The 21911-nt window shown below is 59.9% G+C and carries 19 protein-coding genes; 12 read left to right on the top strand and 7 right to left on the bottom strand.

Features of this window, described 5'->3' with window-relative positions; genetic code table 11:
• The first annotated feature begins 174 nt into the window (after window positions 1–174).
• The 3 genes from B0B52_RS07350 to B0B52_RS07340 all read left to right on the top strand — a co-directional run bounded on the left by B0B52_RS07350 (window position 175) and on the right by B0B52_RS07340 (window position 2146).
• Window positions 175–735, top strand: coding sequence for an RcnB family protein (locus B0B52_RS07350; protein ID WP_077592980.1), 561 nt, complete (start codon window positions 175–177; stop codon window positions 733–735).
• A gap of 13 nt (window positions 736–748) precedes the next feature.
• Window positions 749–1585 carry a helix-turn-helix transcriptional regulator gene (locus B0B52_RS07345; protein ID WP_077592979.1) on the top strand — a complete coding sequence of 279 codons (837 nt, stop codon included), beginning with the start codon at window positions 749–751 and terminating at the stop codon, window positions 1583–1585.
• 111 nt (window positions 1586–1696) lie between these two features.
• Window positions 1697–2146, top strand: coding sequence for a VOC family protein (locus B0B52_RS07340; protein ID WP_077592978.1), 450 nt, complete (start codon window positions 1697–1699; stop codon window positions 2144–2146).
• Between the two features lie 111 nt (window positions 2147–2257).
• Here B0B52_RS07340 and B0B52_RS22685 read toward each other — a convergent pair whose 3' ends face one another.
• The 3 genes from B0B52_RS22685 to B0B52_RS07325 form a co-directional block, all read right to left on the bottom strand.
• The gene (locus tag B0B52_RS22685; protein ID WP_077592977.1) at window positions 2258–8596 is read right to left on the bottom strand and encodes a PAS domain S-box protein; all 6339 of its coding nucleotides are present in this window, start codon (window positions 8594–8596) and stop codon (window positions 2258–2260) included.
• 295 nt (window positions 8597–8891) lie between these two features.
• Window positions 8892–9365 carry a CreA family protein gene (locus B0B52_RS07330; RefSeq protein ID WP_077592976.1) on the bottom strand — a complete coding sequence of 158 codons (474 nt, stop codon included), beginning with the start codon at window positions 9363–9365 and terminating at the stop codon, window positions 8892–8894.
• Window positions 9366–9421: 56 nt separating this feature from the next.
• Window positions 9422–9640: a hypothetical protein gene (locus tag B0B52_RS07325; protein ID WP_077592975.1), complete on the bottom strand. Its 219-nt coding sequence runs from the start codon at window positions 9638–9640 to the stop codon at window positions 9422–9424.
• Between the two features lie 241 nt (window positions 9641–9881).
• On the opposite strand from B0B52_RS07325, the gene B0B52_RS22065 reads away from it, so the two are divergent.
• Window positions 9882–10304 carry a hypothetical protein gene (locus B0B52_RS22065; protein ID WP_139351852.1) on the top strand — a complete coding sequence of 141 codons (423 nt, stop codon included), beginning with the start codon at window positions 9882–9884 and terminating at the stop codon, window positions 10302–10304.
• A gap of 427 nt (window positions 10305–10731) precedes the next feature.
• A complete protein-coding gene (locus B0B52_RS07310; protein WP_077592972.1) occupies window positions 10732–11343 on the top strand; it encodes a DUF502 domain-containing protein in 612 nt (203 codons plus the stop codon).
• Window positions 11344–11432: 89 nt separating this feature from the next.
• Here B0B52_RS07310 and infA read toward each other — a convergent pair whose 3' ends face one another.
• From infA to B0B52_RS07290, 4 genes are all read right to left on the bottom strand, one after another.
• Entirely contained in the window at window positions 11433–11684 is a 252-nt protein-coding gene (infA, locus tag B0B52_RS07305) for a translation initiation factor IF-1 (RefSeq protein ID WP_077592971.1), read from the bottom strand.
• Window positions 11685–11728: 44 nt separating this feature from the next.
• Window positions 11729–11968 carry a hypothetical protein gene (locus B0B52_RS07300; RefSeq protein ID WP_077592970.1) on the bottom strand — a complete coding sequence of 80 codons (240 nt, stop codon included), beginning with the start codon at window positions 11966–11968 and terminating at the stop codon, window positions 11729–11731.
• A gap of 558 nt (window positions 11969–12526) precedes the next feature.
• Window positions 12527–13498, bottom strand: coding sequence for a response regulator (locus B0B52_RS07295; RefSeq protein WP_077592969.1), 972 nt, complete (start codon window positions 13496–13498; stop codon window positions 12527–12529).
• Complete coding sequence (locus tag B0B52_RS07290; RefSeq protein WP_077592968.1) at window positions 13495–16995, bottom strand: ATP-binding protein; 3501 nt, start codon at window positions 16993–16995, stop codon at window positions 13495–13497. The genes B0B52_RS07295 and B0B52_RS07290 overlap by 4 nt, the downstream gene beginning before the upstream one ends.
• Window positions 16996–17160: 165 nt before the next feature.
• Between B0B52_RS07290 and B0B52_RS07285 the strand changes: the two genes are divergently transcribed.
• The 7 genes from B0B52_RS07285 (at window position 17161) to ureG (ending at window position 21755) form a co-directional block, all read left to right on the top strand.
• A complete protein-coding gene (locus B0B52_RS07285) occupies window positions 17161–17463 on the top strand; it encodes an urease subunit gamma (protein WP_077592967.1) in 303 nt (100 codons plus the stop codon).
• A 38-nt stretch (window positions 17464–17501) separates the two neighbouring features.
• Window positions 17502–17687: a hypothetical protein gene (locus tag B0B52_RS07280; protein ID WP_077592966.1), complete on the top strand. Its 186-nt coding sequence runs from the start codon at window positions 17502–17504 to the stop codon at window positions 17685–17687.
• Window positions 17688–17694: 7 nt separating this feature from the next.
• On the top strand, window positions 17695–18000 hold the full coding sequence (locus B0B52_RS07275; RefSeq protein WP_077592965.1) for an urease subunit beta: 306 nt from the start codon (window positions 17695–17697) through the stop codon (window positions 17998–18000).
• Window positions 18001–19719, top strand: a complete 1719-nt coding sequence (ureC, locus tag B0B52_RS07270; protein ID WP_077592964.1) for an urease subunit alpha — start codon at window positions 18001–18003, stop codon at window positions 19717–19719.
• A 66-nt stretch (window positions 19720–19785) separates the two neighbouring features.
• Window positions 19786–20403: an urease accessory protein UreE gene (gene ureE, locus B0B52_RS07265; protein ID WP_077593006.1), complete on the top strand. Its 618-nt coding sequence runs from the start codon at window positions 19786–19788 to the stop codon at window positions 20401–20403.
• Window positions 20404–20406: 3 nt separating this feature from the next.
• A complete protein-coding gene (locus B0B52_RS07260) occupies window positions 20407–21102 on the top strand; it encodes an urease accessory protein UreF (protein ID WP_077592963.1) in 696 nt (231 codons plus the stop codon).
• A complete protein-coding gene (gene ureG, locus B0B52_RS07255) occupies window positions 21099–21755 on the top strand; it encodes an urease accessory protein UreG (protein ID WP_077592962.1) in 657 nt (218 codons plus the stop codon). The genes B0B52_RS07260 and ureG overlap by 4 nt, the downstream gene beginning before the upstream one ends.
• The last annotated feature ends 156 nt before the right edge of the window (window positions 21756–21911 follow it).

Below are 21911 nucleotides of genomic sequence, written 5' to 3'. Positions count from 1 at the left end.
GGAGGTCCGTGCCGGTTTGCCAAAAATGCATACTTTTGTAGGACAAGGCCGCAAAACGCTATCTGCGCGCTTGCCGGAGCCAACCCCAAGCCTGCGGGAACGTTATAAATAGGCAACCAAGGCCAGCTCGGTGTAACCGCCCGCTGAAACCATAACCCTTCAGAGGTAACCACCATGAACCTGCACCTTTTTTCAAGCAAGCGCCTTCTCCCCGTCGTCATGATGGCGGTCCTCGCTTCCAGCATGGCTTTTGCCCAGAAACCAGAGTGGGCAGGCCAGGGCAAAGGCGGTAAACACGAGCAAAAGGCCCGTGACGGCGATCAAGGTAATAGCGGCGATAGCGGTAACCGGCCCGGCCCGGTTGGCAAGGCGAGCAAAGGCAGTCAGCAGGTCAAGCCGGCACAGGTAGATGTCAAAGTGGGCGGCTACTTCGGTGACCAGCAACGTGTGGTGGTACGCGAGTACTACGGTAAGCAATACAGTGCGGGCCGCTGTCCTCCCGGCCTGGCAAAAAAGAACAACGGCTGCATGCCTCCGGGCCAGGCCAAAAAATGGGCCATCGGCCAACCGCTGCCACGCGACGTCGTGTTTTATCCGGTTCCGCATGCAGTGGTCGTGCAGCTCGGTGCGCCGCCTTCCGGACACAAATATGTGCGCGTCGCCGGTGACATCCTGCTGATTGCCATAGGCTCCAGCATGATTGTTGACGCCATCCAGGACCTGGGGCGAATGTAGCCCAGCGCCCTTGATGCAGCAGGCGCCCCTCCCAGCACTCGCCGGCCTGGTCAAGTCCGTCTGGCTGGGCATGCCGGGTGAAGCCAGCCACCCACGTGAACATATGCTTCCGACTGGCGAAATGCATGTTGTCTTTCGCCTGTCCGGTCCTGCTGTCCGCATTTTTCGAGACGGGCACGCTGACGCCACCCAGAGCCTGGGCCATGCCCTTGCCAGCGGCGCGCGAACACGCCACTACGTCAAGGCAGTCGCCAGCTCGGAGTCAGCGGGTGTGCAGTTGCTGCCCGGCGCGGCGCAGGTGCTGCTGGGCTTGCCGGCCGACGAGTTATGCGAACAACACGTCCGTTTGGACGACTTGTGGGGCGCCAGCGCCGGGTTGATGCGGGAGCAGCTGCTCGAAGCATCGTCACCGGCGCAAAAAATGCTGCGCCTGCAAACACTGCTGCTTGCGCGGCTGCAACCGGCGCCAGCTTCAAGCACGCTGTTCATGGTGAAACGTGCGGTAGCCCAGCTCAAGGCAGGCATCAGCGTACGGCAAGTCGCGGCACACAGTGGCTACAGCCACCGGCAGTTCATCAGGCTGTTTTCCGAAACGGTCGGCCTGTCTCCCAAGCTCTACAGCCGGGTGCGGCGTTTTCAGCATGCACTGGAATTGATGCAGCGCACCGGCACCGGGACATGGATGGAGCTGGCAGATGTCGCCATGGAAGCCGGCTACAACGACCAACCTCACTTCAACCGCGATTTCCGTGAATTCTCCGGTCTCACCCCGGAGTTGTACCGCCGGGCGCCGGTGGTATCACCCAATCATGTGCCTGTGTCCGGCGCACGCTCATCCCCGAAATACTGATTCATTCGACTGATCCATTCGACTGATTCGTTCGCGTGTCAATTTTCTTCAAGACCTGATACGCGCCTGTCGATAGACTGCGTCTTTCTCCAACCTGAATCAGGAGCGACCATGGCCATCCATGAACTGTTTGCCTATCTCCATGTCCGCGACGCGGGCGAAGCCATCGCGTTCTACAGTTCGGTGTTTGGTGCCACCGAAAAATTCCGGCTGGTCGAACCCGGCGGCCGCCTGGGCCATGCCGAGCTGGACTTCGCAGGCACCACACTGATGATCTCCGAGGAGTTTGCCGAGTACGGGATTTTGGGGCCCAAGGCTGGTGTGCCCACTGCGGTCACGCTGCACCTGCACGTTGACAACTGCGATGAAGTGATCGCCCGGGCGCTGCAGGCGGGCGCCACGCTGGAGATGGCCGCGCAAGATCATTTCTATGGCGAACGTTCGGGCAGTTTCCGCGATCCGAGCGGCCATCGCTGGAGTGTGGGCCACAGCATCGAGGACGTGGCGCCCGAAGAAATGCAGCGCCGTTACACCGCGATGATGGAAACGCCTGCCACGTAATTAGCTATCAAAATAATAGCTATTTGCACCCGTTGCAAAAGGGCCCAAGCCCGATTTTTGCCTCGATTTGCGCTCCTTGCCGACTCACAACCCTGCCATTCGCACTCGTGCTCAGATCATTGGCGCAAACCCGGACGCACGGTCCTGGGCCAGCACGCGCTGAAGGGTCTGCAGCAGCTCCTCATTCGAGGTCTGCGCCTTGATCAGCACGGCTGCAGCGCGACCCCTGTCACTCCGCCTGACTTCACTGGCCGAGAAAACAACCACCGGGGGCGGGTGGTCCAACGCTTCGATGTCGGCCACCAAATCCCAGCCCGAACCACCTGGCAAGGTGAGGTCCAGCAGCACCAGGTCAAAGCGCTGCCCGAGCAAGCGCGTCCGGGCTTCCTCGAGGGTTGCCGCAAATTCAAAGGTGGCAAAGTCCTGAACAATCGCGGCGGTAATGCGCTGGATATCCAGGTCATCCTCGACATGGAGGATCCGTGGTTTGCCTGCGGCCATGCCGTCAATCGCACGGCGCATCCCCAGCACCAGCAGGTTTTCGTCGATCGGTTTGTCCAGCCAGTCAGACACGGTCAGCGGCTGGTTGTTGAAGGCGATCTGCCCTTCACCGGCCATGGCCGACACCACAACAATGGGCAAGTCGCGGGTGTTTTCCTGCTTGCGCAACTGGCGAATCAACGCAATACCGTCCTGGTCGGGCAGCTTCAGGTCAACCGTCATGGCGGCGTAGCGATTTTTCTCAAGGAGTGCCAGCGCCTGCGCAGCGCTGAACACCATGTCGGAATCGAAACCGCCTTTGTCCAGCATCATGCCGATCAGGCGGGCGATATCGCGATCGTCTTCGCAGATCAGAATGCGCGGACGGGCGGGGCCGTGTGATTCGGGAGATATCACCGCCGCCGGCAATTCCTTCCACTCTGGAAGCTCAAAGAAAAACGTGGTGCCCACGCCCGGTTCGGTGGAAAACCCGATGCTGCCGCCCAGCCGCTCAATGATCGCCCGCGAGATATTCAATCCCAGCCCGGTTCCACCCTTCTGGCGCGTGTCGGACGAGTCGGCCTGCGAAAACTTCTGGAAAATCCGGTTGCGAAACTCTTCAGGAATGCCCGGCCCGTGGTCCCGGACTTCTACCCGCACACCTGCGCCCACATGCAGCACATGCACTTCCACAACACTGCCCGGCGGTGAAAATTTCATGGCGTTGGACAGCAGGTTGGTCACAACCTGGACCAGGCGGTCGCTGTCAACATTGACCCTGATCTCGTCGTCCGGAAAGTTCAGGCTCAGGCCGACGTTTTGCGCAGTGCCGAAACCCTCGTTGGCGGCCAGCACCTGCACCATCAGAGGCCGGAGCTCCACCACCTCCAGATTAAGGCTCATCTTGCCCGACTCTATTTTCTCGATGTCCAGGATGTCGTTGATCAGCCGGATCAAGCGCTCACAGTTGTTCTTGGCAATCCCCACCAGTGTCTTGACGGCATCGGGAAGCTGCCCGGCCACACCGCCGGAGATGAGGCCCAACGAGCCGCGAATGGAGGTGAGTGGTGTGCGCAATTCATGGCTGACCGTGGAGACAAACTCGCTCTTCATGCGGTCTATGCGTTTGAGCTCGGTGATGTCGGTGGCCAGGGAGTAAAAACCGATAACCTCCCCTTCTTCCTCGCCATCGCCATACCTCGGAAAATAATTGACGACATAGTCCCGGACTTCGCCCCGGGGAGTCTTGCCCGTGCGCTCATACGCCACCGGATAACCCGTCAGGACTTCTTCGACCCGAGGGCGTACCCTCTCATAAAATTCCTCGCCCATCACATCACGCAGATGTTTCCCATCGAACTGTTCATAAGACAAACCGAAGGCCTCTTCGTAGGCGCGGTTATGAAAGCGGAAACACTGATCCTTGTCCACATAAGCAATCAACGCGGGCACAGTGTCCGTGATCTCGCGAAGCTGGCGTTCGCTGGCCCGTAGCGCGTCACTGAACTTGCGTATTTCCGTGATGTCTCGACCGACCGAACGGTAACCGGTAAAACGCCCGGCAGCATCGAAGATCGGCATGCCGCTAACGCTCATATATCGCATCGCACCATCGGACCCAGGCCGGGCGAACTCAAAATTGCGGAAAGCTTCATGTCGCGCATGCCGGGCTTTGAGGTCCGCCACCATGGCTGGGTCCATATTCGCGTCGAGCTCCCAGGGCGTCTTGCCATAAATCTGGGCTCGGGGATTGGGCGATGCGGTTACCGTTTTATGTTTGCCCTTGACCTCAACAAAGCGGAAATTCTCATCCTGTTCCCAGAACCAGTCAGAGGACAACTCGGTCAGCGTCCGGAAGCGCTCTTCACTCTCCTGCAGAACCCGCTCGGCTTCTTTTTGGTTCGTGATGTCGGTGGCCAATGAATAAAAACCAACCACCTGCCCCTCTTCATCGCCTTCCCCGTATCTGGGGAAATAGTTGACAACAAAAGTTCGCTGGTCGCCCCGGGCCGTTTTTTGGGTACGTTCGTACACCACCGGGTACCCTGTCATGACCTCTTCGACCCGCGGCCGTACCCGCTCATAGAACTCGGGGCCCATGACCTCCAGCATCGTTTTGCCTTCGATCTGCTCACGGGTGAGTCCGAAGGCCTCTTCGTAGGCGCGGTTGTGAAAGCGAAAACGCTGCTCAGCATCCACATAGGCAATCAGGGCCGGCACGGTATCCGTGATCTGGCGCAACTGCAACTCGCTGGCCCGTAGCGCTTCGCTGAACCGGTGCATTTCGGTCGTGTCACGGCCTGTGCCCCTGTAACCCGTAAAACGCCCCGAAGCATCGAAAATGGGCACACCGCTGATGGCCACATAACGAAGCTGGCCCTGCGCATCGAGCCGTGTGATTTCAAAGTCACGGAAGACCTCATGCCGCTCCAGCTGGGCCTTATGGGCGGCCCAGACGCTTTCGTCCATGTTGACATTGTCCAGCTCCCACCGCGTTTTTCCGAGCGCCCTTTCGCGTGAATTGGCGGTCAGGTGTGCATGTGTAATTTCGCCGGTAATTTGAACAAACCGGAAGTTCTCGTCCTGCTCCCAGAACCAGTCGGACGACAACTCGGTCAGCGCGCGGAAGCGTTCCTCGCTCGCGCGCAAGATGCGTTCGGACTCTTTGCGCTCGGTAATGTCCTGCACCTGCGAAATAAAGTGCAAGGGCTTGCGGTCGGCGTCGCGTACCAGGGAGCAAGTCAGGTGCCCCCACACAATGCGCCCGGTCTTGTGCAGGTAACGCTTTTCCCAGTTATAGGTTTCAATTTCGCCCGCCAACGCCCGCTTGCGCTGCAGCACATCCCATTCGACGTCATCGGGATGGGTGATCTCCTGGACAGTGCGCGCGAGCATCTCTGCTTCCGAATAACCGAGCATCTGGCAGAACGCGCTGTTGACACGCAGGCGACGGGAATCCACGGCAATAAGCGCCATTCCGATCGCTGCGTGTTCAAAGGCATTGCTGAACTGGTCACTCGCGGGAACGGCATCGTGGTCACTGCTGATGGGATGTGAGGAAGCGTCGAAGGGCTCACTGGCAGAACCTGCATACAGACGCCGCGAACGCGGAAGAGCCAGAGCCATGCTGGAGTCTTCTTCAGAAGCATTTTCCGCCCCCAGCGCCTCGTTCTGAGCTCCTCCCAAGGTGAAGTAGAACGTGCTGCCTTCACCGAGTGCAGAGGTGGCCCAGATGCGCCCGCCATGCCGGCTGATGATGCGCTTGACCGTGGCCAGTCCAATGCCGCTGCCGGCAAATTCATCCGGTGAATGCAGACGCTGGAAAGTACCGAACAGCTTGTCCACATAAGCCATGTCAAAGCCGGCGCCGTTGTCACGGACAAAGTACACAGACTGATGATCGGGTCCGGTTTCCTTTCCAATCGTTATCTCGGCCCGGGCTTTTTTAGACGTGAACTTCCACGCGTTGGCAATCAGATTCTCCAGCACCTGGCGCAGCAGTGATGCATCTGCCTTGACCAGCATGCCGGGTTCTATGCTTGCCTTGACCTCACGCCCGGCATCGGCCTCGGTCAGTTGCCCTATGACTTTGCCCGCCTCGGCACTGAGGTCAAACACGTCCCAGTTGAGGCTCGTGCGTGAGAGTTGAGCCAGAGACAGCAGGCCGTCCGTGAGTTCGCCCATGCGGCGCACGCCCTCGCGTATACGGGTCAGGTAGTGAACGGCGCGCTCACCGGACTCCGGTGGCACCGTTTTTTGCAACAGTGCACAGTAGCCGTCAATGGCACTAAGGGGAGACCGGAGGTCATGCGCCACAGAGTAGGAGAATGCTTCCAGCTCCTTGTTGGCTGATTCCAGCTGGGCGGTACGGCGCAAAACACGATTTTCGAGATCGACATTGAGCCTGACGATTTCCGTCTCGGCGCGCTTGCGGTTGCTGATGTCGGTAATGGTGGTGACAAAACCACTGGGCGTCGGGCTCGATTCATTGAACAGGGGTTGCACATTAAGCAGCCCCCACAGGATGCTTCCATCGGGTTTGCGGTAACAAACCACGACGTTCGACTGGGGTAAACCGGTCCGCTTGGCGACCAGGTTGGGGTGGTCCTCCTCGGGCATCAACGAGCCATCTTCACGGAGCATCTCCCACTCGGGTCCGGCAACGGTCTGCCCTTCCATCTGGGCCAGGGTCTTGCCGAGAATGCGCTCCGCGCTGGCATTGCAATCGACGATGCGCCCTTCCGCATCGCGCAGCACGACACCCTCCGCCAGGGCCGCAACAACGGTGCGAAAACGCGCCTCCCCGGCCCGCAACGCCAGTTCCGCCTGCTTGCGCGCGGTGATGTCAGCCCCCACGCCGCGGTAACCTTCAAAGGAACCGTCTGCGCCAAATACCGGCTCTCCACTGACACTGCGGAAAAGCACGCTGCCGTCATCAGCCGTGAGTTGGTATTCGAAATTTCTAAACGGCAAATGTGCGGCAAGAACTGCCTTGTGCTCTTCCCAGTTGCCGACAAGCGGCGCGGAGTTTGGAAGTTCCCATCGGCATTGCCCTTCCCCAATGGTTTGGCTCGCCTTGCCTGATCGTGCGAGGTCATTGGAGACAAAAATATTGCGGAACTCTTTGTCCTGCTCCCAGTACCAGTCCGAAGAAAGACCGGTCAGGCTTCGAAAACGCTCCTCGCTTCGGCGCAGATTTTCCTGGGCAACCAGTCGCTCCGTGATGTCGCTGCCCACGCCGCGATAACCGCAGAACCGGCCCTTGGCGTCAAAGAACGGCTCGCCGCTAATGGATAAAACAGCCCTGCTGCCATCCGGGTCCCTGCGCTCGTATTCGAAGTTGCGAAAGGTTTCATACCGTTCGAGCAGAGCACGGTGGTTTTCCCAGAGCACCTTATTGGCCGCACTGGGGTCAATTTCCCATCGGGTTTTGCCTAGATGCTCGCCAATCTTGCGTCTGGCCTCTTCCGTCTCTCCGCCGGATAACACGGTAAATCGGAACTGGTCGTCGGTCTCCCAGTACCAGTCGGATGAAAGCTCGGTGAGATTGCGAAAGCGCTCCTGGCTGTGCAGCAGGCGGGCCTCGGCTTCCAGAGTCGCGGTAATGTCTTCCGCGGCAATCAGAATATGCGTGACGGCACCGTCGGCGTCTTTAAGAGGCACCTTGCGCATGTGAACATGGATGGTGCCGCGATGCCTGGTGTAAGCAATACGGTCCGGAAAATCCTGCGGAACACCGCCGGCAGCGAGTTCAAGGTCGGCCGCAAGCATGTTGTCTGCAATCGCCTTGGGCCACAGGTCGTGCATGGTTCGGCCGATGGTCTCCTCGCGCGAAATGCCGTAAAGCGCCTCGGCAGCCTTGTTCCAGGCCACAATCCGGTGGCCCTGCTGGACCGATTTCAAATGAAAGGCAATCGGGATATTGTCGACAACCTCGTCAAGAAAAAGCGACGCCTGGCGCTGCGACTCTTCCGAACGCTTGATCGCGGTAATGTCGTGAACCGTTCCACGGTAACCCACGAAGCGGTTCTGGTTGTCAAACACGGGGACACCGCTGACCGACAAATAATGGGGCAAGTCGTCGCCCAACTTGCGCATGTATTCGAAATTGCGAAAAGGCTGGTGCGCGTCAAGCACCGCACGGTGAGCGTCCCAGGAACCGCTGAGCGGGATGGCGCCAGGAAGCTCCCACCGGCGCTTGCCAATGTTGCTATCCCGTTCTATGTCCAGCACGACAGCCGCCTGCTCGCCGGTGAACCGGACGAAGCGGAGGTCGGCATCCTGCTCCCAATACCAGTCGGCAGACAGAGTGGCCAGGTCACGCAGGCCGCGCACGCTGTTTTTGAGGACTTCGAGCTCTGCGGCTTGTTCAGCCAGCTCCGCATCCAGTGTTTTTTGGGTGCCTTCAAGCTCGGCCAGCCGGGCCTTCAGCCGCCGGTTTTCCTCGGTCAGATCGTCCTTGCTCTTCACCTGAACGTCCTTTGGTCACCGCAGAAATGCGGAAGGCGAGCAGACGTAGCTGCCCGCCTGACGGCGGCACAAGTGCCTACGGATACACCAGGGAGAGACTGCGTCATTCCTTGCCGGTTCCTTTGCCTTGGTTACAAGGGTTGAGCATATTGTGCACGGTGAATGAACCTACTAGATAGAAAGTGTGGGCTCCCTGTCAATATTTGACATAGGGATAATTCCGTGTTGCAGGTCAGCCGCCATCCCCAAAACCATGGGGGGAGTGCCCTGCGGGCGCGCTGCCCCTTCGCGCCGGTCAAGGCTGCAACGGAATTTTCATGGCGCGGTCAACCGGCACAGCCGCCACACTGTTCTGCGGGGAACCTTCAATGATCCGGTCGGAGTAGGTCAGGTAGACCAGCGTATTGCGGGTGGCGTCCACCATCCGCACAATGCGTATTTTCTTGAAAATGAGGGAAATCCTTTCGCTGAAAACCTCTTCCTGCACTGGCAGCGGTTTCAGAAAAGACACCGGTCCCACCTGGCGGCAGTCAATGGAAGCTTCCGACCTGTCCTCAGCCAGCCCCACGGCTCCCTTGATACCCCCGGTCTTGGCGCGCGAAACATAACAGGTAATTCCCTTGACCTTGGGATCGTCATGCGCATCAACAACGATTTTGTGATCCGGTCCGATGAATTTGAAAACCGTGTCCACCTCGCCAATGCTCTCGGCACGCGCCTGCGTCCACATGGCCAACAACAACAGGAGAAACAGCGGGATTTTTTTCATGGGAGCATCCTTCAAGGTGAGTGGCCCCCACTATAGCCACGCCAGCTCCTCCGGCCTTAATACCTGCGCGGATTGTCTGGACGGCGATCATGACGATTGGGCACCCCATCGCCATCCCGATCACGGTCTGCGCGGTTGGACACACCATCGTGATCACGGTCGCCGTAGCCATACCCTCCGTGAGAGCGAGGCGGCGGTTCGACCGCATAAGGTACTGCCACGCAGCCGCCCAGAATAGCGACCGTTCCGAGCAGGATCAGTGATTTTTTCAACATGAGTTTCTCCGTGATTTGGATACTTTCCGGATTGCCCGGCAGGCGAACCCGCGTCGGGCACAGCTCAGCTTTTGTGAAAGCTGCCCGGTCATTGAAGCGTCAAGCGATGTAGGCACGGTGTTTAAATGCATCCGGCAAAGTGAAGGTGGTTACCAGATGTGCAGATGCTTCACGGTCACCCCACAGCGGGTAGCATTGCAGCATGGCCCGCACCCCTATTTCCACACAAGGATCTTCCAACTTGAAACACCTGCTCTTCACTGCCTGCATCGCGCTCTGTACACCTATGCTGCATGCCGCTGGCGAGCCCGCCGCTGCTGCATCCCATCCTTTGGTGGGAACCTGGACATGGGCGTTATTCGGCGGCTCCTGCGCGGAAACGTGGCACTACAGAAGTGACCGCACAGTGCTGGCGACCAGTGGCCAGGAAGTTGCCGAGAAAACCTATGAAGTGACCAAAGTGCCGGATGCGGGTGGCTTCTATAAACTGGTGGAAACAGTGGTTCGGCAAAATGACAAGAAGGACTGCTCCGGCGCCCTGCTGGGTGGCCCGGGAGAAGAGAGTACGCGGTTCATCCAGTTCAGCCCTCTTGCCGACAAGATGCTGGTCTGCCAGAACGCATCACTCAAGGCCTGTTTCGGCCCCTTCGCTCGCGTTCGCTAAAACGATTGCGCATGGGAAACCCCGGCCCGTGGCCTTGCCGTCGCGATCCGAAGATCGTTCCGAAAGTCATCTCCCAACCTGGATCACCCGCGCTGTTTCACGGACTGTTGGTAGCGGCAAAAATAATGCGTTTTCGAAGCATGGATGTGCCCCAGCTCCTTAAAAGACGCCAAACAACATCAAAAGGATGATGACGCTGATCGGAACACCAAGTAACCAGGCAATGATGGGCATATGAGTTCTCTTTGATAGCAAGAAATCAAAGATAAACAGGCGGCGGCGCCCCGGTTGCCGGAAACAGTCGAAAAAAAGGGTAGGGACAGGCCTACACCGGCCAGGTGACAGACACCCGGCGTCAATCAGCTTCTGTATATTGGGGCATAGCCCGGCCATATCGCCCGGCAGACTTCCTCCTTGCTCACCCACCATGAAACAGCTCTACAAATATTTTTTTCGCGGGTTGATCACGGTCATGCCTCTGGCCCTGACGGTTTACGTTCTGTATATTTTTCTGGCGTGGATGGAGACACTGACCCTCTGGATCCTGCGCCCCTTGTTCGGCAGCTTTTATGTGCCGGGCATGGGACTGCTGGTCGGCGTCGCAGGCATCGTGGTAATCGGGTACATGATGTCCAAGCAGCGCGTTCGCAAGGCACTGTCGTTTGTCGAGCTGCCCTTTACCAACCTGCCGGTGGTCAAAAGCATTTACTCGTCGCTCAAGAGTTTTGCCGATTTTTTCTCGCCCGCAGGCAAACAGGGCGAGCAAAGTGTGGTGATCCTGCGCATGCCCGGCCACGCCATGGAAATCGTCGGACTGATCACGCGCCGCAGCTTTGCAGACATGCCGCAAGGTTTTCTACCCGGGGAGCGGGTGGCGGTATACCTGCCTATGGGTTACATGATTGGCGGTTATACGGTTTTTGTACCCGTCGAATGGGTGCAACCAATTGCGATGTCGGTCGAGGAGGCCATGCGCGCTTCAATGTTTGCCTGGATGGCGCGCCCGCCCGGGCAAGCCGGCAACGCGCCCCAGCCTTGAAGTGAAAAGGCGCGGCTAGCTATCAATTAGATAGCTAGCCGCGCCCGTTAGACAGTGGCTGGAGGCCAAAAAGCCTTTGAAATGTCCGCTTAATGAGTGCGCGATGGTCCGGGGCCGCGGCCTGCAATGTGGCGGAACGTGATACGGCCCTTGCTCAGGTCGTAGGGCGACAGCTCCAGCGACACCTGGTCACCGGCCAGGATACGGATGTGGTTCTTGCGCATCTTGCCGGAGGTGTAGGCCACCAGCTTGTGGCCGTTGTCCAGCGTCACGCGAAAGCGCGAATCAGGCAGCACCTCGTTGACCAGTCCGTGCATCTCAATCAGTTCTTCTTTAGCCATGATGAAAACTCCTTGGAATTTGAATAGTTGTCGGACGTGGTCGCTCAGGCGCAAGCCGGGCAAGACCGCTCTTGGATCCAGCCGAGCGCATGCTCGGTCGCGTAGTGCACGGCCGCAGCCGCGCTGTCAAAAAGTCCGCTGAAACGCATCACGCGGTCATGCGTGGCGCTGCCTTGGCCGGAGCGGATAGAGACCGAGGCCGCGTAAAGGCCTTCGCCTTGCGGTTTGGCCAGCGGTGAGACAAGGTACTTGCCCACCGCGATATGGGTGTTGTCGATATTCATAAACTCTGTGCCGGGTATGTGTCCCGGCTTGATAAATAGGGAAATAAACGGCCTGCAAGCAAGCCAACGGTGTTCGGTTTCTGACCGCCACGCCTTTGCCAGGGGCTGAGCTGTTGAGCCTTGCGTGGGCACCGTTGGGAAAGTGCTCGACGGGAAATGGAACAGCGCTTGAGAGGGTTCAGGGCCGTTGGGGCACTGAAAACGCTGTGAATTCGGGCTCTTGGAAGCGCCGCAATTGAGAAGGAAGCCGCTTGGTAAGGGGGCTTCGATGTAAAAAGCTGATGCTTTACCGAAGCTCTTATTGTAACCGTTACCACGAAAGCCTGCACAAAGCCCGGTACAACGCACGACTTGTCCCCGCATTTACAAGCAGGGGCCGCGGATCTGGCTTCGCCAGTCCGCAGGCGCAGTGGCCCCCGATGGGCTGGAGCCTGCGGCTCCAAAGCTGCTTGAGCAGCTTTGGACAGGCGACAGAGGCGAAGCGTCTCGCGAGCCGCGGCCTGCAAGGCCTCGGGAGTTACACGCAGTGAACGACCGTGGGGGCCCCGTTGACGGCCCTCAGTCTTCAAACTGGGGGTGCAACAGCCTGATGCGGCTCATGGCCATGCCGGCTGCCGCGGTACGGGTTTCCACGCCGAGCTTGGCAAACACGCGCTCCAGGTGCTTTTTAACGGTCATCGGGCTGGTCCCCAGAATGTCGCCGATGTCGCGGTTGATCTTGCCTTTAACCACCCAGTAAAGCACCTCGGCTTCGCGTGCGGTGAGCTTGAAAGACAGGCTCATGGCCTGAATGACAGTCTCGTCCGACTCCTCGCGCATGATGATCAGCCAGTCGTCGTCCCCGGTTTGCTGGTGCAGCCGGAAAGTCAGCCGCCGCGACCCCGGTGCCGGGCTGGGGCAACTCAGGCGCGGCGGCTCTATCTGGCGCTCTGCGTCAGCCAGATGGCGGCGCAACCAGTCCAGAACCGCCTGGGGCGTCTGCGGCGCGCTGCTGCCGTAGTACTGCAACAGCAGGTCACGCGCAAGCGGGGTCTGCCACATCAGCTTGCCGTCGCTGACCCGCACGGTAATGGTCGCGTAGCCAAACGCGTCAAGCGCATTGCGGGCCTGGCTTTTTTCACGCGCGCTTTGCAGATGCACCCCGATGCGGGCCAACACTTCTTTGGGTTTGATCGGTTTGGTGACGTAGTCGACGCCGCCGGACTCCAGCGCGGCAACAAGGTACTCGGTCTCGGTCAGCCCTGTCATGAAAATAATGGGAATGTGCGCGGTTCTGGCGTCGGCTTTGAGGCGTTTGGCCACCTCAAAGCCGTCCATGCCCGGCATCATCGCGTCAAGCAAAACAATATCGGGCAAGGCCTGGGCTGCGCGTTGCAGGGCCGCCTCACCGGAGGTGGCCACCAGCACGGTAAAACCAGACTCGTCAAGCGCATCGTGCAACACAGAGAGGTTGTCCGGCACATCGTCGACGATCAACACCACGTCGCTGTTGGCGCGGTCCAGTGTCTGTTCCAGCGGGCGCGCGCTCATGGCACCACCTGGCCAAGCTGCTGGCTCATGGCCTCAAACTGGAACTGTCGGGCCAGGGCGCGCATTTCAGCGGCAAAACCAGCGCTTTGCGGCTGCTCTTTTTCAATCTCGTCGAGTGTGTTCATGATGCCGCGGTAATACCCCAGACTGACGACTTCACGCAGCGCCTCAAGTCGCGCCGCGGCCGGGTACACCCGCGGCACCACCGGTGCGGATGGCGCCTCGGACTGTACAGGCGCATCCAGCCACACCAGCGACAGGCGCCGCTCCAGCCAGTCCAGCAACTCGCTGTGACGCACCGGCTTGAGAATGAAGTCTTCCAGCAAAATGCCAACGTCGTTGTCCAGCCCCTTGTCAAAAGCGTTGGCGGAGACAATGGCAATGCAGGCTTCCCCTGTTCGCCCGTCCTCCAGCCGCCGCAAGCGCCGTATGGTTTCCCAGCCGTCGATACCGGGCATGGCGAGATCCATGAGAATCACATCGGGTTGATAGCCGGTAGCGAGCAGGTCCAGGCAATCATGGCCGCTGGCTGCGGTACGCAGCTCGAACCCGAGCGGCTGCAGCACATTGACCAGCAATTCGCGATCGGCTTCCTCGTTGTCGACCACCAGCACACGCCTGCGCTGACCCGCGTATCCGTGGCGAGACTTGTGCCCGCGCGAAGGCCTTGACTGCATGGCGCCAGGTGCCTGGTGAACCTCCGGCAAAAACAGCTTGACGCGAAATACAGAGCCGACATCCGGCGTGCTTGAGACCGTCAACTCGCCGCCCATCAGGTCGGTCAGCATCTTGGCAATGGTCAGTCCCAGTCCGGCACCGGGTGCGGCCGGACCGGGGGTGGCGGCACGCGTAAACGGTTCGAAGATGCGCTCGATTTCCTGCGCCGACAAACCCGGCCCGGTGTCTTCAATCTCGATGCTGGCCATCTCGCGCGCGTAGCGCAGGCGCAGCGCAATTCGTCCACGCGACGTGAATTTGATGGCATTGCCCAGCAGGTTGATCAGGATCTGGCGTACGCGTTTTTCGTCGGCGCGGACCACCGCTGGCACCACGCCTTCGGATTCGAAATGAAAAGCCAGCCCCTTCGCCTGCGCTTCCAGCTCGAACATGCCGGCCATCTCCTGCACCAGGTCGGCAAAGTACATCGGTTTGACATTGAGCGTGAGCTTGCCGCTTTCAATGCGGGCAATGTCCAGTGTTCCCTCGATCAACGAAAGCAGGTGTTCGCCGCCGCGCTTGATCACACCCACAGCCTGTTGCCGATGTGCGGGTATCGAATGGTCTTCCCCCATCAACTGGGCGTACCCAAGAATGCTGTTGAGTGGCGTACGAAGCTCGTGGCTGATGGCGCTGATGTAGCGGCTCTTGGCCTGGTTCGCCAGATCGGCCACACGCTTGGCCTGCTGCAGCGCTTCATCGGTCTGCCGATGCGACTCGATTTCTTTCATCAGCAAATGGGTCTGCCGATTGGACTCTTCCTGCGCAACCTGCCGGCTCTTGTGCGCCAGCACCAGCCACCAGGCCACCAGCCCGGCGATGACCAGCAAAGCCATGTAGGCCTTCAGGAAGCCGGAGCGCAGCGTTGTCTCAGAGGCGGCCTGCAAATCAAGCAGCGCCCGCATTTCCTGGTGGTAAAGCAATCCAAACACACTGGCCAGCAAGGGGACGATGACCAGCATCAACAACAGGAAGTGACCCAACCCCGTGTCCAGATAGGGCCAGATACGGCGCGGAAGCAACCAGCGCAGGGTGGCCGACCACTGTGCCGACAAACTGGCCTGCGGTTTGCACAAATCACCGCAACGCGCGTCCAGCGTGCAACACAGCGAACAGATCGGCCCCTGGTAAGCCGGGCAATGCGCCATGTCCGGGCCTTCATAGTCGCGCTCGCAGATCACGCAGCGCTTGAGTGCATAGGGTTTGTAGTTGCCTTGGGCGTCGGTCTCGGGGGCCTCCCCGTGGCGGGCAATGTAGTAACGCCCCTTGGTTGCCCAGGCGATCAGTGGCGAAGCGACGAACGCTGTTCCCAGCGCGATCAATGCAGAAAAAGCCTGAGCCAGGGGACCAAACAGGCCGAGGTGCGCACTCACCGACAACAGCGACGCGAGCGCCATAGCCCCCACACCCACCGGGTTGATGTCATACAGGTGCGCGCGCTTGAATTCGATGCCTTTGGGTGACAGGCCCAGCGGTTTGTTGATAACCAGGTCGGCCACCACGGCCATCATCCAGGCAATCGCGATGTTGGAATACAGGCCGAGCACGTCGCCCAGGGCCTGGAACACATTCATCTCCATCAACATGAAGGCAATCAGGGTGTTGAACACCACCCACACCACGCGGCCCGGATGGCTGTGCGTCAGGCGCGAGAAGAAGTTGGACCAGGCGAGGGACCCTGCATACGCATTGGTGACATTGATCTTCAGCTGCGAGATCACCACGAAAAGCGCAGTCGCGGCCACGGCCCAGCCGTAGTTCGGAAACACATACTCATAAGCGGCCAGGTACATCTGGTTCGGGTCCACCGCCCGGTCCAGCGGCACCATGTGCTGGATGGCCAGATAGGCCAGAAAAGCGCCACCCAGCATTTTGACCACACCGAGCAATACCCAGCCCGGCCCGCCGGCCAGCACCCCGGCCCACCAGCGCCGCCGGTTGGTGGCCGTCTGCACGGGCATGAAGCGCAAATAGTCGGCCTGCTCCCCCATTTGGGTAATCAACGCAATACCAACCGTCAATGCAGCACCAAACAGGTGCAAATCGAAGCCTGCATTTGTGCCTCTTTCACCTTTGTAGTGCGTAATACCCGCAAAAGCGCCCGGGTCACGCACCAGAACGTAGGCAAAGGGAACCACCAGCATGACCAGCCACAACGGCTGGGTCCAGACCTGCAGCCGGCTGATGGCAGAAACACCATGCGTGACCAGCGGAATAACCACCAGTGCACAAATCAGGTAGCCCCAGCTAGGCGGAATGCCCAGCGCCAGTTCCAGCGCATAGGCCATCACCGCTGCTTCCAGCGCAAAAAAGATGAAGGTGAATGAGGCGTAGATCAGCGAAGTCAGCGTGGAGCCGATGTAGCCGAAACCGGCGCCGCGCGTCAGCAAATCCATGTCCACGCCGTAACGGGCGGCGTAAATACTGATCGGCAGGCCAGCCATGAAGATGATCAAGCCGGTGGCAACAATGGCCCAGAAGGCATTGGTAAAGCCATACTGGACCAGCAGGGTCGCCCCCACGGCCTCCAGAATCAAGAACGACGCAGCGCCAAACGCGGTGTTGGCTACCCGCCACTCCGACCAGCGCCGAAAACGCTGCGGCGTGAAGCGCAGCGCGTAGTCTTCCATGGTTTCGCTGGCAACCCAGCTGTTGTAGTCGCGCCGAACCTTGATGATGCGCTGCACGGGCGCCTCGGACCCGTCCGGCACCAATGCCGCAGGCGCCCAGGCAGGGGCAGCGGATGCTGGCAGTGGAGGCGGTTTGACCGTGGCATTCATGGACAAGGCTTGTCAATACGTCATGTGGGGAAGGCTGGCTCAAGTGCAGTTTCCATGCCACAGGAGGACAAAGGAGAGGCAAAGCGGGTATTGCAGACACCCATCCTGTGGCACCATTCTTGCACCCCGGCCCACGCTACTGCTGCGGCCTCCCCCGGAGAAACCATGGAATTGACCCCCCGAGAAAAAGACAAGCTGCTGATCTTCACGGCAGCCCTGCTGGCCGAGCGGCGCCAGGCGCGCGGCCTCAAACTGAACTACCCCGAAGCTGTGGCGCTGATCAGCGCCGCAGTGATGGAAGGCGCGCGCGACGGCAAAACCGTGGCCCAGCTGATGAGCGAAGGGCGAACCATCCTCACGCGCGCCGACGTGATGGACGGCATTCCCGAATTGATTCCCGACATCCAGGTCGAAGCCACCTTCCCCGACGGCACCAAGCTCGTCACCGTGCACCAACCCATTGTGTGATCAGTGTGATCAACCCACCTCATCAAAAAGTCCACATCATGAAGCCAAATTCCGCTCTCAAAACCATAGCTGCTTGCGCAATAACCACCTGGGCTGGAGCCTCTTTTGGTCATGAAGGTCACCTGCTGGCAGGCGCCCACTGGCATGCCTCTGACGCTTGGGGTTTTGTCGCCCTGGGTGGACTGGTTGTCCTGGCGGTCTGGCTGTCCAACAAAGACAAGTGAGCCAGCCATGATTCCAGGCGAACTGCTCACCAACGGCCCCGACCACCCACTCAACACGGGACGCCGCACCCTGACCGTGGTGGTTCAGAACACCGCCGACCGGCCCATCCAGGTGGGCTCGCACTATCACTTTGCTGAAACCAACGGCGCGCTGGGCTTCGACCGCGCGGCGGCGCAAGGCATGCGGCTCAACATCGCCTCGGGCACGGCTGTGCGTTTCGAGCCGGGACAGCAGCGCACGGTGGAGTTGGTGGACTTTGCGGGCGAACGAAAAATCTACGGCTTTCGCGGCATGACGCAAGGGGCTCTGTAAATGGCAACGATAGGAAGACGCGCTTACGCGGAAATGTTCGGCCCCACCACCGGCGACCGCATACGCCTGGCAGACACCGACCTCCTGATCGAAGTCGAGGCCGACTACACCCTGCGCGCGGGTAGCTACGGCGAAGAAGTCAAGTTCGGCGGCGGAAAAACCATACGCGACGGCATGGCGCAGTCGCAGAAAACCCGTGCCGAAGGCGCGATGGACTGCGTGATGACCAACGCGCTGATCATCGACCACTGGGGCATCGTCAAGGCCGACATCGGCCTCAAGGGTGGGCGCATCGCTGCCATCGGCAAGGCCGGCAACCCCGACACGCAGCCCGGCGTGGACATGATCATCGGCCCCGGCACCGAGATCATCAGCTGCGAAGGCATGATCGTCACCGCCGGCGGCATTGACTCGCATATCCATTTCATTTGCCCGCAGCAGATTGAAGAAGCGCTGACCTCGGGCGTTACCACCATGCTGGGCGGCGGCACCGGCCCGGCCACCGGCACCTTTGCCACCACCTGCACACCCGGCCCCTGGAACATTGAACGCATGCTGCAGGCGGCCGATGCCTTTCCGATGAACCTGGGTTTTCTCGGCAAGGGCAATGCGAGCCTGCCTGCTGCTCTGCACGAACAGATCAACGCCGGCGTGATTGGCCTGAAGCTGCACGAAGACTGGGGCACCACACCCGCGGCCATCAGCAACTGCCTGGATGTGGCCGAAGAAACCGACACGCAGGTTGCCATCCACAGCGACACGCTCAATGAAAGCGGTTTTGTCGAGAACACGATTGCCGCCACCAAGGGCCGCACGCTGTGCGCCTTCCACACCGAAGGCGCGGGCGGTGGCCATGCGCCGGACATTTTGCGGGTGGTGGGCGAGCAGAACTTCCTGCCGTCCTCCACCAACCCAACCATGCCTTACACCGTCAACACGCTGGACGAACACGTCGACATGCTGATGGTCTGCCACCACCTGGACCCGGCGATTGCCGAGGACCTTGCCTTTGCCGAAAGCCGCATCCGCAAGGAAACCATTGCCGCCGAAGACGTGCTGCACGACCTGGGCGCGATCAGCATGATGAGCAGCGACAGCCAGGCCATGGGGCGTGTCGGCGAGGTCATCATCCGCACCTGGCAGACGGCACACAAAATGAAGACGCAGCGCGGCAAGCTTCCGGGCGACACCGAACGCAATGACAACTTCCGCACCAAGCGCTACATCAGCAAATACACCATCAACCCTGCGATTGCTCACGGCATCTCACATGAAGTCGGCTCCATCGAGCAGGGCAAGTGGGCAGATCTCGTGGTCTGGAAACCCGCCTTCTTCGGCATCAAGCCGGCGCTGATCCTCAAGGGCGGCTTCATCGCCATGGCCGCCATGGGCGACCCGAACGCCTCCATCCCGACGCCCCAGCCGGTGCACTACCGCCCGATGTTCGGCGGTTTCGGCGGCGCCATTGCGCGCGGTTCGTTGACCTTTGTCTCGCAGGCTGGCCTGGCAGGTGGCGTCAAGGAACGTTTCGGTCTCGCCAAAACGCTGGCTGCCGTGAAGAACATTCGCGGGGTGCAGAAGCGCCACATGATCCACAACAACTACGCACCGGCAATGGAAGTCGATGCCCAGACTTACGCCGTTCGCGCCGATGGCCAGCTGCTGACCTGCGAGCCTGCCGTGAGCCTGCCGATGACGCAGCGCTATTTCCTGTTCTGAGCTCCCGTGGACCAGCAGGAGCGCGCGGCTTGCGGCGCTGGCATACTGTTTTTTTTAAGGTTCAACGTGATCCAGGTTTCCAAAATCATTGCGGGCGGCAAAGGCCTTGCACCCGTGCTCCTCAAACGCGCATCGACCATCGAACTCGATTGGGACATTCGCCAGAAAAGCCGCTTCGAGGCAACCGATTCCCTCGGGCGCCAGCTCGGCATCTTTCTGCCGCGCGGCACACTGGTGCGCGGCGGTGACGTGCTGGTGGCTGAAGACGGCTCCATGGTCAAAGTTGTCGCCGCGCAGCAAGCCGTGCTTCGCATCACCGCATGCAGCTCGCACGGCTCGCCGTTTGATCTGACGCGTGCGGCCTATCACCTGGGCAACCGGCATGTGCCCATCGAGCTCAAACCGGATCATCTGAAAATCGAGCCCGACCACGTGCTGGCCGACATGCTGCGGTCCATGCATTTGATCGTGAACGAAGTCAACGAAACATTTGAGCCGGAAGGCGGGGCCTATAGCGCCGGCGGCCATTCGCACGACGCTGGGCACTCTCATGCCCATGCACCGGCGGCAACAGCGCCTGCCCACGTGCATGGCCCGGATTGCAATCATGGCCACGATCATGCGCACGAAGAGGCACAGCCAGTGGCTATCCAGATTCACAAGCACAAGCCGCACAGCCACTAAGCGATGTCCAACGCGACGCCCCTGCCGGTCGGCAGCCTGCTGCAACTCATCTGGCTCGCCTCTCCAGCCTTGCCTGTGGGCGGCTTTTCTTACTCAGAAGGCCTTGAAGCCGGCGTAGACCGGGCGGGAGTAGCTACTGAAAACATAGCGTCTGACTGGCTTTTCGATCAACTCCAGCTGAGTCTGGCGCGTGGTGATCTGGCGGTGATCGCGCAGGCCATTCCGGCCTGGCGCAATGGGAACCTCGAGAAGGTCAAGGCGCTGAATGACTGGGTGCTGCAGACCCGGGAGACCAGCGAACTGCGCGCGCAGGCCGAACAGATGGGCCGCTCCCTGCTTGAGTGGCTGCGCAACCACCACAGCGTCAGTGCAGCCCACATGGATGCATGCGCGCAACTGCCGCCGACCTACCCGATTGCATTCGCGCTGGCAGCTTCACCATTGGCGGCAGGCGTATCGGACTGTCTGGCCGCCTATGCCTTTGGTTGGGCTGAAAACATGATGCAGGCCGCACTCAAATCGGTTCCGCTGGGCCAAAGCGCCGGCCAGCGCATACTGGCGCGGCTGGCAGCAAACATTCCGGCTGCTGTTGAAGAAGCGATGGCGCTTCAAGACCATGAACGCCAGGCGTTTTCGCCCATGCTGGCCATTCTTTCTTCCCAACACGAAACCCAATACTCCAGACTGTTCCGCTCATGAGCATGCATCACATCGCCAATCGCACCAAAAAACTTCCACCCTTGCGCGTCGGAATCGGTGGCCCCGTCGGTTCCGGCAAAACCACTTTGCTCGAAATGCTCTGCAAAGCGATGAAGACCAAGTACGACCTGGTCGCCATCACCAATGACATTTACACCAAGGAAGACCAGCGCCTCTTGACCGTCAGCGGTGCGCTGGCAGCTGAACGCATCATGGGTGTGGAAACCGGCGGTTGCCCGCACACGGCCATCCGCGAAGACGCTTCTATCAACCTCGAAGCCATCGATCGCATGCTGGTGGACTTTCCCGATGCCGACGTGGTGTTCATCGAATCGGGTGGAGACAATCTGGCGGCCACCTTCAGCCCCGAACTCAGCGACCTGACCATTTACGTGATTGACGTGGCTGCTGGCGAAAAGATTCCGCGCAAAGGTGGCCCCGGCATCACCAAAAGCGACTTGTTCGTCATCAACAAAACCGACCTGGCGCCCTATGTAGGCGCCGATCTGGGCGTGATGGAAGCCGACACCATCCGCATGCGCACCACGTCCAAGGGCCTCAAGCCCTTTGTCATGACCAACCTCAAAACCCAGGCCGGCCTGGCTGAAGTCATTGCGTTTATTGAAACCAAGGGGATGCTGGTCGCAGATTGAGGCCTGGGCCAAAGGCAAGGCCGCTCTTGGCAGCTTGCGCCGCTAAGGAAGCGCTGAATAAGTCCTTGCGGATGCGCGGCAGCCGGATCGGGATGGGATGCAAGGCGGATTTTGCAGGCAATAGCTGGCTATTGGCAAGAAATTCAACGCAGCAGA

Source organism: Polaromonas sp. A23 (genome assembly GCF_002001015.1).
GTDB lineage: Bacteria > Pseudomonadota > Gammaproteobacteria > Burkholderiales > Burkholderiaceae_C > Polaromonas.
This window is presented reverse-complemented; position numbering and strand designations above follow the sequence as displayed.

Excerpts from the sequence above, each read along its gene's own strand:
- B0B52_RS07280 (WP_077592966.1), top strand. The coding sequence starts at position 17,502 with ATGAAGCCAAATTCCGCTCTCAAAACCATAGCTGCTTGCGCAATAACC.
- B0B52_RS07290 (WP_077592968.1), bottom strand. The coding sequence starts at position 16,995 with ATGAATGCCACGGTCAAACCGCCTCCACTGCCAGCATCCGCTGCCCCT.
- ureC (WP_077592964.1), top strand. The coding sequence starts at position 18,001 with ATGGCAACGATAGGAAGACGCGCTTACGCGGAAATGTTCGGCCCCACC.
- B0B52_RS07275 (WP_077592965.1), top strand. The coding sequence starts at position 17,695 with ATGATTCCAGGCGAACTGCTCACCAACGGCCCCGACCACCCACTCAAC.
- infA (WP_077592971.1), bottom strand. The coding sequence starts at position 11,684 with ATGGCTAAAGAAGAACTGATTGAGATGCACGGACTGGTCAACGAGGTG.
- B0B52_RS07350 (WP_077592980.1), top strand. The coding sequence starts at position 175 with ATGAACCTGCACCTTTTTTCAAGCAAGCGCCTTCTCCCCGTCGTCATG.
- B0B52_RS07330 (WP_077592976.1), bottom strand. The coding sequence starts at position 9,365 with ATGAAAAAAATCCCGCTGTTTCTCCTGTTGTTGTTGGCCATGTGGACG.
- ureG (WP_077592962.1), top strand. The coding sequence starts at position 21,099 with ATGAGCATGCATCACATCGCCAATCGCACCAAAAAACTTCCACCCTTG.
- B0B52_RS07325 (WP_077592975.1), bottom strand. The coding sequence starts at position 9,640 with ATGTTGAAAAAATCACTGATCCTGCTCGGAACGGTCGCTATTCTGGGC.
- B0B52_RS07295 (WP_077592969.1), bottom strand. The coding sequence starts at position 13,498 with ATGAGCGCGCGCCCGCTGGAACAGACACTGGACCGCGCCAACAGCGAC.
- B0B52_RS07260 (WP_077592963.1), top strand. The coding sequence starts at position 20,407 with ATGTCCAACGCGACGCCCCTGCCGGTCGGCAGCCTGCTGCAACTCATC.
- B0B52_RS07310 (WP_077592972.1), top strand. The coding sequence starts at position 10,732 with ATGAAACAGCTCTACAAATATTTTTTTCGCGGGTTGATCACGGTCATG.
- B0B52_RS07300 (WP_077592970.1), bottom strand. The coding sequence starts at position 11,968 with ATGAATATCGACAACACCCATATCGCGGTGGGCAAGTACCTTGTCTCA.
- B0B52_RS07340 (WP_077592978.1), top strand. The coding sequence starts at position 1,697 with ATGGCCATCCATGAACTGTTTGCCTATCTCCATGTCCGCGACGCGGGC.
- B0B52_RS07345 (WP_077592979.1), top strand. The coding sequence starts at position 749 with ATGCAGCAGGCGCCCCTCCCAGCACTCGCCGGCCTGGTCAAGTCCGTC.
- B0B52_RS07285 (WP_077592967.1), top strand. The coding sequence starts at position 17,161 with ATGGAATTGACCCCCCGAGAAAAAGACAAGCTGCTGATCTTCACGGCA.